Annotated in this window: 8 protein-coding genes; 3 read left to right on the forward strand and 5 right to left on the reverse strand. The window is 57.1% G+C overall.

Annotated elements, in window-relative coordinates; all coding sequences use genetic code 11:
• Positions 1-247 precede the first annotated feature (247 nt).
• From FNU76_RS03555 to FNU76_RS03565, 3 genes are all read right to left on the reverse strand, one after another.
• Positions 248-823, reverse strand: a complete 576-nt coding sequence (locus tag FNU76_RS03555) for a hypothetical protein (protein WP_143856428.1) — start codon at positions 821-823, stop codon at positions 248-250.
• Between the two features lie 14 nt (positions 824-837).
• Positions 838-1,320, reverse strand: coding sequence for a YegJ family protein (locus FNU76_RS03560; RefSeq protein WP_143856429.1), 483 nt, complete (start codon positions 1,318-1,320; stop codon positions 838-840).
• Between the two features lie 87 nt (positions 1,321-1,407).
• Positions 1,408-2,103, reverse strand: coding sequence for a prepilin peptidase (locus tag FNU76_RS03565; RefSeq protein WP_179958332.1), 696 nt, complete (start codon positions 2,101-2,103; stop codon positions 1,408-1,410).
• Between the two features lie 1,590 nt (positions 2,104-3,693).
• On the opposite strand from FNU76_RS03565, the gene FNU76_RS03575 reads away from it, so the two are divergent.
• Positions 3,694-5,790 (forward strand): Ig-like domain-containing protein, encoded by a 2,097-nt coding sequence (locus tag FNU76_RS03575; RefSeq protein WP_179958333.1) that lies wholly within the window; start codon positions 3,694-3,696, stop codon positions 5,788-5,790.
• Positions 5,791-5,913: 123 nt separating this feature from the next.
• Positions 5,914-7,050, forward strand: coding sequence for an OmpA family protein (locus tag FNU76_RS03580; protein WP_143856433.1), 1,137 nt, complete (start codon positions 5,914-5,916; stop codon positions 7,048-7,050).
• A gap of 280 nt (positions 7,051-7,330) precedes the next feature.
• On the opposite strand, the gene FNU76_RS03585 is transcribed toward FNU76_RS03580, so the two are convergent.
• On the reverse strand, positions 7,331-8,494 hold the full coding sequence (locus FNU76_RS03585) for a ribonucleotide-diphosphate reductase subunit beta (protein ID WP_143856434.1): 1,164 nt from the start codon (positions 8,492-8,494) through the stop codon (positions 7,331-7,333).
• A 498-nt stretch (positions 8,495-8,992) separates the two neighbouring features.
• On the reverse strand, positions 8,993-9,898 hold the full coding sequence (locus FNU76_RS03590; RefSeq protein WP_143856435.1) for a LysR family transcriptional regulator: 906 nt from the start codon (positions 9,896-9,898) through the stop codon (positions 8,993-8,995).
• Positions 9,899-10,039: 141 nt separating this feature from the next.
• Between FNU76_RS03590 and FNU76_RS03595 the strand changes: the two genes are divergently transcribed.
• Complete coding sequence (locus FNU76_RS03595; RefSeq protein ID WP_143856436.1) at positions 10,040-11,047, forward strand: zinc-dependent alcohol dehydrogenase family protein; 1,008 nt, start codon at positions 10,040-10,042, stop codon at positions 11,045-11,047.
• Positions 11,048-11,098: the final 51 nt, after the last annotated feature.

The following is an 11,098-nucleotide window of genomic DNA, read 5'->3' on the forward strand; positions in this document are numbered from 1 at the left end:
GTGTCCGTGCGCTAGCGCGCTAAGTCGATTGAGTGGCCAGAGCAAAGATTGGCTTGGCCTCAAGCTGGCGCACCAGAAGCTGCCCACGCGACCGCCCTTTTTCGGGCGTTCTCGCGCTGGCTACCATGCAGCGATCCCCCACGGGCCTTGATCACACCTGCTTCTCAGCCCTCCTACTACATCCAGGATGCGCAGCTGGAAAGTTAACCGAGTTTGGACGCGTAATTCGTATATCAAATAGGCATTGTTAGGCTTCAAAACGAGCTACCGACTCAAAGTCGTGCGCAGTTGCGAGAACTGGTATTCGTTTCGCAAGATTAGTCTCCTTCAGGGCCAAGCCAACAAAATCAGCGAACTTGGCCATGACAAGCAACATGGCTGCCTCGTAGACGGGCTCAAAGTCAGGCTGGAATTTCCAAATGCGCTGCTCGTGGTACCACGCGAATGCCTCTCGAGCAGCATCCATACCAAAGAGCTCAACTTCAGGCCAGTGAGGTGACTGCCACTCACAAAGCCATTCCGTTTCATCGAATTCCGGTAAATAGCTGGAATAGGCAAACAGATCGAAATACCATCGGTCGTAGTTGATGTCGAAACCATTCATCTCAAGATAGACGGCCTTCACTTCGAACTGCGTTTCATTTGCATGAATGAATCGGTTTATTTCATCGACAACCGACGAACTTGGATTCGAGAACGACGCGCCGATAAGGCAGGAAAACTTCTGCGCATCCCGGCTAGAAAGGAACGCTTCGAGTTCCAGTATTGCATTCGCAATATTGCTGTTCCTGAAGTGATTATGTACAGCTTGCCATAGCACCATGGTCTGAGTCCGGACTAGTTTTCGCACACAAAGCCGTGGTCCTGCTTGTAGCGTGCAACCTCTTCCTTCGGCATTGTCTTGAAGAGGACGCAAACGGTAAAGCTACCTATCTGCTTTCCGTTCAGCTCATAGCCCCAATCGGTAATCTGTTCGCGCTTGAAGGCATAGACCTGGCCAGCAGTTACCGAATTGACGATCGACGGATCGTTGGCAAGAACGCCAGCAAAGCCGCCTTTGATTTCCTTGAACGGAATAAACCAAAAATGCTCAACCCCGTTGTCGTCCGACAGCATCACCTTCAATTTGAAATTGATCGCGCCTTCCGGGGGTTCCCTATACAAGGCCAAAAATTTGTCCAGCGTTCTCCTGGCCCGGCCGATGGCAAGGTTCATGTCCCTGTCCTCGGCGCTCACGTTCACTATCTGGTCATCGATCTTGTCGGCGGCCGCGCCGAGGCTTGCGATTCCCAACAGTATTGCCAATACAAATTTCGTCATTGAAAAACCCCCTTGGAAGTAAAGGTCCAGACTGCATATAGGCTGCGGATCCCTACCGATCGCAGGGTTGTCCAGTTGACCACATTGCTAGACAATATACCCCCCGGCCAACACTGCAACTGATGAGACTACATGTGCAATCCCGGTCGGCAGCAGCCGACTTGCGCGGACAGTGAACGCTTCTGCTATGGCGAGAGCTACGGACACCGTAAAAAAGACCAAGAACAGCATTGGCAACGAATGCACGCCAAACCATGCTCCAGCCATTGCGAAACACTTTAGATCCCCATGGCCGACGAATTCCTTCCCGGTTCGGAACTTAACAAACAGGGATAGGCTATAGGGCGCTAGATAAGCTACACATGCACCAAGGACGAAGTTTGATGGATCGCCCACGAGCGCGTGATATAACAGGCCAACCCAAAGCGTTGACTGAACAATGACATCAGGAAGCAATAAGTGCTTCAGATTGATTGCCAGAAGCAGCAGCATTGCAAAAAAATAGAATGTAGCTACCAGCGTCGTCGTGCTTAAGTTGCCGAAATCGAGTGCAATTGCCGAGATGGTAAGGGAAGATGCAATTATTGCGATCCGTTCAATGAATGTGATATTGAATCTGCCTGGATCCAGTGGTTGCGCCAATTCCTTTCCCGATTCAATTACTTCACGCCTCCACGATTGCTCAAGCCGCAGCGGGATGAGACGAGCAAGTACCGGAATGAAAAATGCCCCGAGCAGCGCAGATGCTGCTGCGAAGGCGAGGGACGGAATGTTCTCGATCACTGGGCACCCTTGTGTTCTAACAGTCAAATAGATGGACCGATGGTGACCTGGGCCGAAGGCCACGGGCAAACTCCTCCCGCACCTTGGCAAGCGACGGCTCATGGCCCATTTGAGCTTCGATTTCGCCAACGCAGCCCCAGCAATCTCCGCCGCAATCTACGGAAAGCGGATCGCCAGGATGCTCTAAAAATCGTTTGCAGATCGAGCAATTCATAAGCCTACTGCCTAAGATGATAGGCCAGGCCCGGCTTGCTGGGACTAGTCCTATTGCAACAGACGGCAGGACAAATCAATCAGCTTGAATGATTTGGCCTCACTGTAAGTGGGGCCAAACAAACCTAGCGTCGATCACCATGGCTAGACGAGGCCTAGACTCTAGCCCCAATCGCACTGCTTGTATGGGCATATCCGAGCCGTAGTCGACGACATACACCGAGCATCGTTATGTGTCCAAAAAACAGCTTCATGTGTCCGTGACCAACAACAATTTGTGCATAGCAGTGAAAGCTGAAATTTTTATCACATACGAATCAAAGAGTTGCATTAATAACCGCAGGAAAAAAAAGAAATCAGATTGAGGCAAATCGTGAAATTCTCGCCAAACCGTGGCAAATCGTGAAATTATTGACTTGCCGCTTATGAATAGAGCGCTAGTGCTGATTCTAGAGTGAAGTGCGCCTAGGCCGCAACAGCATCGCTACTTGCTCCCGTTCCGTTCACGCTGCCTAAGGCGCTTCCCATATGCCTCATCAACCCGATCGTCAGGTTCAAGGCGTAGTTCGCCAACGAGGCTAGCGCCGTGTCCGCAAGCTTGAAGCCTCGGGGCAGTGGGCCATTATTCTCCACGCTTTTTTCATCTCCCGTTGGCCGGTCAAAGTCCCCCACCTCTGGCCACGCCACCCCCCAATCCACCCAAGTTAAGAACAATTCTATTTAAAATTAGATAGTTGTGTTGGATTCGTGATCTGTCGCCACGCCGGACTGGGTAAGCGGCAAAGAGTCGCCAGCTGATTATTCCAACGGAGTTAAGTAACGAGTCCGGCGTGGCGATCAGCCAGAACGGCAATATGACCATATTGACCCGTTAGCGTGGCTAGAGGCAGCCTTTTATCTGTTCGATATTTGAGCGATCTGAGCTTTGCCTGCCAATCATGTGGAAGCTCTGTCCGGGCCTTTACGCCTCCCCTTGCCGCTCTTTGCATTGCAGAGGCGTCTGGGGCCGATGCCACTTACGGCGCTGCTAAGTACCCGTAGATAAAGTGCTGCCGGCATCACTTTATAGCATTGGTTTCCCTGGTCAGAAAACCGCTATGTGCGGTCACGAACAGACCTGTGCTTTTCAGCCGAGTATTGCTTGCTCCTCGTTGAGGTGTAGTGCCAGTCCATGGGGCCGTACCTCAGTCATTACGTTAACCAGGTCATTTAAGCCTTGGTTTGCTGGATCTGACTGCAAAGGGGAAGCACATGAATACGATGGCGAGATACACCAGGAAACTGGGGGAATGCACCGCGCTGCTGCTAGTGGCATTGCTGGCGGCCTGCGGTGGTGATGACGGGAGCCCTGATCCGATACTAGGCACAGGCGGCGTTGTGCCTATTGCCCCCACTGTAACGGCCGTCGCACCAACGCCCAATGCCACGGCGGTACCCATCAATACCAAGATCATCACCGCCGCCTTCAGCAAGGCGATGGACCCCAACACACTCACCAGTACCAGCTTTACGTTGACCTGCCCTGCCACCGCAACCCAAACAGGCAGCGTGACTTACAAAGCGCTAGGCAGCGTGGCCTCGTTAACGCTAGCCAACAATCTACCCGCCCGCACCACCTGTACCGCCACCATCACAACAGGCGCCAAAGACACCGGTGGCATCGCGTTGGCCAGCAACTTCAGCTGGACATTCACCACCGGCATCGATGCGGCGGTCGATATCACCGCACCAACCGTCAGCTCGATCATCCCCTTGGCAAACGCAACCGGCGTGGCGCTGAACTCCCGGATCACGGCCAGTTTTAGCGAGCCCATGGATCCACTCACCATCGACACCAACCACTTCAGCTTGGCCTGCCCGGTCGGTACACCTGTCGCCGGTACCACGGGTTATACGGTCAGCGGCAACGTTGCCACCTTCATACCCAATAGCCCACTGCCGGCCAACATCACCTGTACCGCAACAATCACTACGGGAGTCAGGGATGTGGCAGCCAATGCCATGGCTGCACCCTTTACCTGGACTTTCACTACCGGTACGACTGGCGATACGACTGCACCTACGGTGACCTCTACCCTGCCGCTGCTTGGCGCTAACAACGTCGCCACCAATACCCAGATAACCGCCACGTTTAGCGAAGCCATGGCGCCGCTTACCTTCAATTCCGCCAGTTTCAAGCTTGCCTGCCCGGCCAACACGCCGGTTGCCGGTACAGTCGGCTATGCGGTCAACAGCCGAGTGGCAACGTTTGTACCCATCAACCCCTTGCCATCAGGCGCTACCTGCTTGGCAACCATCAGCACCGCCGTGACCGATGTGGCCATGAACGCCATGGTCATGCCGTACTCCTGGCAATTCACGATTGGAGTAGTAGCAGACAACACCGCACCGACCCTGCTTTCCACCTTCCCAGCAGCGAATGCCACCAACGTTGGCACTGACACCCTTGTCACCGTGCTTTTCAGCGAGGCGATGTCGCCCCTGACGCTCACCACAACGCAATTCACCTTGCTCAACGGCAACGCATCGGTAGCAGGCACCGTTCAATACGATGCCACAAGCCACATCGCAACCTTTACGCCGCTGGCACCACTGATGAACAGCACCACTTACACGGCGCAGATTTACAGAGGCGTGACGGACGTAAGGGGTAACGAGCTGGCTATTGGGCCGGTACCCAATAACTGGACCTTCACGACCGCAGCAGCGCCTGTCTTTGAACCCGCCGTCCCGCTAGGCACCGTGGCGCCATTCGGTACCTTCGGCGGCACCGCCGGCATGACCAATACCGGTACCTTGACGCTGATCAACGGCAATATCGGCACCACTGCAACCGGCACGTCGGCAATCACCGGTTTTCACGATACCGCAGGGGACATCTACACCCAGACCCCAGCCAATATCGGTGCCGTTAACGGGACGATCTATACCTGCACCAACTCCACGACCGGCCCTACCTCGGCGGGGGCCAATGCCCCCGCCTGTGCCATCGCCACCCAAGCCAGACTGGATGCACAAACCGCCTACCAGGCGCTCGTAGCAATGCCTCCTGGCGCCAATCCCGGCGGCAATCTGGCTGGGCTCACCCTGACACCGGGCGTCTATACCGCGCCGAGCGGTTCCTTCCTGATCCAGGGTGGCGATCTGACCCTGGATGCGCAAGGCAATGCCAATGCAGTCTTTGTCTTTCAGATGTCCTCCACCCTGGGCGTGGGCGGTCCTGGAGCGGCCTTCCCGCAAAGCATCATTCTCACAGGTGGGGCATTGGCCAAGAACGTTTACTGGCAGGTGGGTAGCGCCGCCATCATCAATGCGGCCGGTGGCGGAACCATGGTTGGTACCATCATCGCCCAGTCCGGCGTTGCGTTCTCCACGGCTGGCAACACCTCGATCCTGACCTTGAATGGCCGGGCCTTGTCGCTAGGCGCTGCGATCACGCTGGTTGATACGGTGATCAACGTTCCTGCGCCATGACCGCCATACACAACAAGTGAAGGCTGACAGGCAATGCCTGTCAGTCGTCCGGGATCACCCATCTGCCATTACCAGCAGTGGTTGCCCGGATACGGATCAGCTCAATCCACTCTGGAGAACACAATGCAACCAATAAGCGGCCCCAAGGCCATAGGCTTGCTGACGCTGGCAATCGCAGTCGGCCAATATGCCATTGCTGACGATGCCGGCTGGTACGCCGGATTCAATGCCGGCCAGTCACGGGCAAAAATTGACGAAGCACGCATCAACAGTGATTTGCTGGGTAGCGGCTATACCAGCACCTTAATCGACAGCGATAACCGAAGTACGGGCTACAAGCTGTTTGGCGGCTATCAATTCAGCCCCTACTTTGCGATGGAGGGTGGTTATTTCGATCTCGGTAAGTTCGGTTATACCGCCACTACCGTGCCGGCTGGCACCCTGAGTGGCGAGATCAAACTGCGGGGCCTGAATCTCGATCTGGTCGGCTTGCTGCCTTTCACTGACCGGTTTGCCGCATTTGGCAGGCTGGGCGCTACCTCTATTCGCGCCAAGGATCGATTTAGCGGTACCGGCTCAGTCGTCGTGCTCAATCCGACCCCCAGCAAGCGCGATACGCTCTACAAATTTGGCTTGGGCCTGCAATATGCCTTTACCGACTCACTCGGCATGCGCACCGAGCTAGAGCGCTACCGTATCAACGACGCGGTAGGGAATCGTGGCGATATTGACTTGATCTCGGTTGGCCTGCTCTACCGCTTTGGTGGTAAAGCGCCAGCGCCGGCCGCACCCATACGGCAGCCTGAGCCCGTGTATGTCGCACCATCACCTCCCCCTCCCGTGGTGATGCAGCGTCCACCAGTGCCACCACCCACACCGCAAAAGGTGAGCTTCTCAGCCGATTCGCTGTTTGATTTTGATAAGTCCACCGTCAAACCCGAAGGCAAGCAGGCACTCGACAAATTTTCAGATGGTTTGAAGGGCAACAAGCTAGGCATCATAACGGTAGTCGGACACACCGACCGTATTGGTTCGCACACTTACAACCAAGCGCTCTCAACACGCCGCGCTGAAGCCGTCAAAGCCCATCTGGTTAACTCGGCCGGTATTCCGGGTGATCGGATCGATGCACGCGGGGTGGACGGTGCGGAACCCGTGACCAAGCCCGATGAGTGCCCTGGTTTGAAAAAGACCAGGAAACTAATCATCTGTTTACAACCAGACCGCCGGGTAGAAGTTACCGTTTCCGGTACGGAGTAAAGCCGCCAGCCATCCCAGCATTGGAGATTGGCAATAAGTACATCAAGGTCTGTTACTTCGAGGCGACAGACGTGCAACGTCTCGCCAAGGAAGTCTTGGCTGCATAACTCAGGCTACAAGCAAAATAACGCTAAGCGTTTGCATCGCTAAATCATTGCCCGTCAACAAGCAAAAGCCCTGCAGTTTGCAGGGCTTTTGCTTGGCTACATATTGTCGGCAGCACAAAAATTGCAGCTTATGGGGGCGAAATTTCAACTTATGCCCCCACGCACACAATTCCTCAATCCCAACTCAAAGCCCCACCACTCTGATATTCAATCACCCGCGTCTCGAAGAAGTTCTTCTCCTTCTTCAAATCAATCATCTCGCTCATCCAGGGGAAGGGATTGGTCGCGCCCGGGAACATCGCTTCCAGGCCGATCTGCTGCATCCGGCGATTACAGATAAAGCGCAGGTATTCCTTGAACATCGGCGCATTCAGACCCAACACACCGCGTGGCATGGTGTCCTCCGCGTAAGCATATTCCAGCTCAACCGCCTTCTGGAACAGGCTCGTGAGGCTGGCCTTGAATTCCTCGGTCCATAGCTGCGGGTTTTCCAGCTTGATGGTGTTGATCAGGTCGATACCGAAGGTGCAGTGCATCGATTCGTCGCGCAGGATGTACTGGTACTGCTCGGCGGCGCCGGTCATCTTGTTCTGGCGGCCCAGCGACAGGATCTGCACGAAGCCCACGTAGAAGAAGATGCCTTCCATCATGCAGGCGAACACGATCAGGCTCTTGAGCAGGGCTTGGTCGGCTTCGAGCGTGCCGGTCTTGAAGTTGGGGTTGGTCAGGGTGTCGATAAACGGGATCAGGAAATCATCCTTGTCGCGGATGGACTTGATCTCGTGATAGGCGTTGAAGATCTCCGACTCGTCCAGGCCCAGGCTTTCCACGATGTATTGGTAGGCGTGGGTGTGGATGGCTTCCTCGAACGCCTGGCGCAGCAGGAACTGGCGGCATTCCGGCGCGGTGATATGGCGGTAGGTGCCCAGTACGATATTGTTGGCGGCCAAGCTATCGGCGGTGACGAAGAAACCCAGGTTGCGCTTGACGATGCGGCGCTCGTCCTCGGTCAGGCCGTTGGGGCTCTTCCACAGCTCGATATCGCGCTGCATATTCACTTCTTGCGGCATCCAGTGGTTGGCGCAGCTGGACAGGTATTTCTCCCAGGCCCACTTGTACTTGAACGGTACCAGCTGGTTGACGTCGGTGCCGCCGTTGATGATGCGCTTGTCTACCGCGCTGATGCGGCTGGTGGTGGGAGCTTGCACGCTGGCCGTGTTGAAATCGGCTACCGCCGGGGCAGATTCGAACGAGTACCGGGGAGCGGCGGGCTGCTGAGGGGCAGTCGGCTCGTCGGTGGTTTTCTGCGTATCGGGGTTGTCGTCCCATGACAGCATGGCGGGGGTCTCCAAATTGGGGGTTGCACGGACGCCGATGCGGCATCCAGCGTGGTGGTCGGGTCAGGCGCGATACGCTGGTGATCGGGATTGCGTCTATCTCATTCGAAGATATGCCGCCAAATCGCTGTCGCCCGGCGGTGTGGTCCACCGTGTGGCGGACTGGCCGGGGCGGGACCGGCATGCAGTGCATGACCAGGACTGCGCCTGAGTGTGATGCCCAAGAATTCTTGAAAATTCATGAATTATCTGCTCTGGGCCGCCCCTCTAAAGGGGACTGCACTGAAGCGATAATAGCATTGGCAGCCCCCCCTCGAAAAGTGCGGATTCACTAAATACCGGGCCGGACAGGGCAAGCAACCACTAGATGTAGTGTTATCAAGTGCTTGCCGCCGTGACATGAAAGGCCTTGACCGATCGTCGGAAAAGTTGTCGCAACACTTCCCGGCAAGCCGGAAGTGTTGGGGTAAAGCCAATCGATTCCATCGCCCGCCCCCCCTACTCCACCCTCGACACCTCGTTCAAAACAAAGTCGATCAACGCCTTCACCCTGGCCGGCAGATACCGCCGCGACGGATAGACCAGATGAATGGGAATATCGGTCGCATCCCACCCCTGCAGTATGGGCACCAGCTTGCCGGCCGCCACGCCCGCACTGGCATGGAAGGTTGGCAGCTGGGCGATCCCCAGGCCCGCCATGGCGGCATCGGTCCACGCTTCGCCGTTGTTGAACAGGGCGACGGCATCGAGGGCGTCGATCAGCATGGGCTTGCCTGCCTGCTGGTAAAGCAGCTTGCGCACCCGGCCGGAGGGATAGGTGTAGGCCAGCAGGCGATGCCCGGCCAGCTCGTCCGGGTGGCTTGGCTGGCCGTGGCGGGCAAGGTAGTCCGGTGCTGCATAGGTGCCGAGGTGGACATGGCCGAGCGGGCGGGCGACCAGGTCGGAGCTGTCCAGTGTCCCTACGCGCAGGGCGAGGTCCGCGCCCTCGGCGACCAGGTCGACGAAGTGGTCGCTCATGCGCACATCCACCCTGAGCGCAGGATGGCGGTCGAGGAACTTGACCAGGTGCGGCAGGAATAGCAGACGGCCGTAGACCACCGGCATTTCGATGCGGATCAGGCCCCGTAGTGCTTCTTTGGCCGATAGCTCCGCCTCGGCATCGGCGTAGTCGCTTAGCAGCTGCTTGGCGCGGGCGTAGAAGGTGGCGCCGTCATCGGTCAGGCTGACCTGGCGGGTGGTGCGGTTCAGCAGCCGTACGCCCAGGCGGGCTTCCAGTTGCCTGATGGCCTTGGCGATACCGGAGGTCGATAGGTTCAGGCTTTCGGCCGCGCGTACAAAGCTGCGTGCTTCGGCTACCCGCACGAACTCTTCCAGTCCGGCGACCCTTTGGCTGAATCGTTCCATGGTCGGCACCTTGATTAAACACTTTCAGTTCACAGTGTATTCGCCGTGGACTGGTTTATACCTCTTCTGACCACCAGCAGAATGGCAACGCCTCGGGGCCAACCTTGCCGGCCCGCTCCACTACTCATAAAAGGAATTCCCATGAAAGCCATCGTCGCCGTCGAACAAGGTAGCCCCGCCGTCCTCCAACTGGTCGATCTGCCCATGCCCAAGCCGGGTCCTGGCCAAGTATTGGTCAAGGTCTACGCCAGCAGCGTCAATCCCATCGATACCAAGGTCCGCCAGTTCAAGCTGCCGATGACGCCGCACCAGTTCCCGGCCATATTGCATGGCGATTTCGCCGGGGTGATCGAAGCGGTGGCCGATCCGGTTTCGCGCTTTCGGGTGGGTGACGAAGTATTCGGTTTTGCGGGCGGTATTCGTGGCCAGCATGCCGACCTGGCCGGCGCCCTGGCCGAGTACACCGTGGTCGATGCCGAACTGATCGCGCTCAAGCCGCGCAGCCTGGGTTTCCGCGAAGCGGCCGCCCTGCCCCTGGTCGCCGCGACTGCTTGGCTGGCCTTGTGCGACAAGGTCAAGCTGAACAAGGACACGACGGTGCTGGTACACGGTGGTACCGGCGGCGTGGGCCATGTCGCCATCCAGTTGGCCAAGGCGGCCGGCGCCAAGGTTTTTACCACGGTGTCGTCGCAGGCCAAGGGCGATATCGCCCGCTCGCTGGGTGCCGATGTGGCCATCAATTACCGCGAGACGCCATCGGACGAGATCCTTGCCCGCCATCAGCTCGGCGATGGTTTCGACGTGGTATTCGATACGGTCGGCGGCGCGGTGCTGGACCAATCCTTCCTGCTGGTCCGCCCCGGTGGCGATGTGATCACGGTGATGGGTGCGAGCAGCCATAACCTGGCCCCGCTCTATCTGCGCGGCGCCAATCTGCACACCGTGTTGGTCCTCAGCGCCATGATGTATGGCCGCGGCCGCGAGCAGCAGGGCCGCATCCTGGACGAGGTCCGCCATCTGGTGGATACCGGCCGACTCAAACCCCTGGTCGATGAAGAAAGATTCGATCTGGCCCGGGCGGCGGATGCCCACCGCAAGTTGGAAGCGGGCAAGGCACTGGGCAAGCTGGTGATCGACGTGCAGTCATAAGTTAAAAAAGCCCTGCAGAATGAACCACAGGGCTTTTTTATTCCTACGGGA

This window comes from Chitinimonas arctica (genome assembly GCF_007431345.1).
GTDB classification, from domain to species: domain Bacteria; phylum Pseudomonadota; class Gammaproteobacteria; order Burkholderiales; family Chitinimonadaceae; genus Chitinimonas; species Chitinimonas arctica.

Bases quoted from the DNA above. Each gene is read 5' to 3' on its own strand.
- FNU76_RS03555 (WP_143856428.1), bottom strand. From the start codon at position 823: ATGGTGCTATGGCAAGCTGTACATAATCACTTCAGGAACAGCAATATT.
- FNU76_RS03560 (WP_143856429.1), bottom strand. From the start codon at position 1,320: ATGACGAAATTTGTATTGGCAATACTGTTGGGAATCGCAAGCCTCGGC.
- FNU76_RS03580 (WP_143856433.1), top strand. From the start codon at position 5,914: ATGCAACCAATAAGCGGCCCCAAGGCCATAGGCTTGCTGACGCTGGCA.
- FNU76_RS03585 (WP_143856434.1), bottom strand. From the start codon at position 8,494: ATGCTGTCATGGGACGACAACCCCGATACGCAGAAAACCACCGACGAG.
- FNU76_RS03590 (WP_143856435.1), bottom strand. From the start codon at position 9,898: ATGGAACGATTCAGCCAAAGGGTCGCCGGACTGGAAGAGTTCGTGCGG.
- FNU76_RS03595 (WP_143856436.1), top strand. From the start codon at position 10,040: ATGAAAGCCATCGTCGCCGTCGAACAAGGTAGCCCCGCCGTCCTCCAA.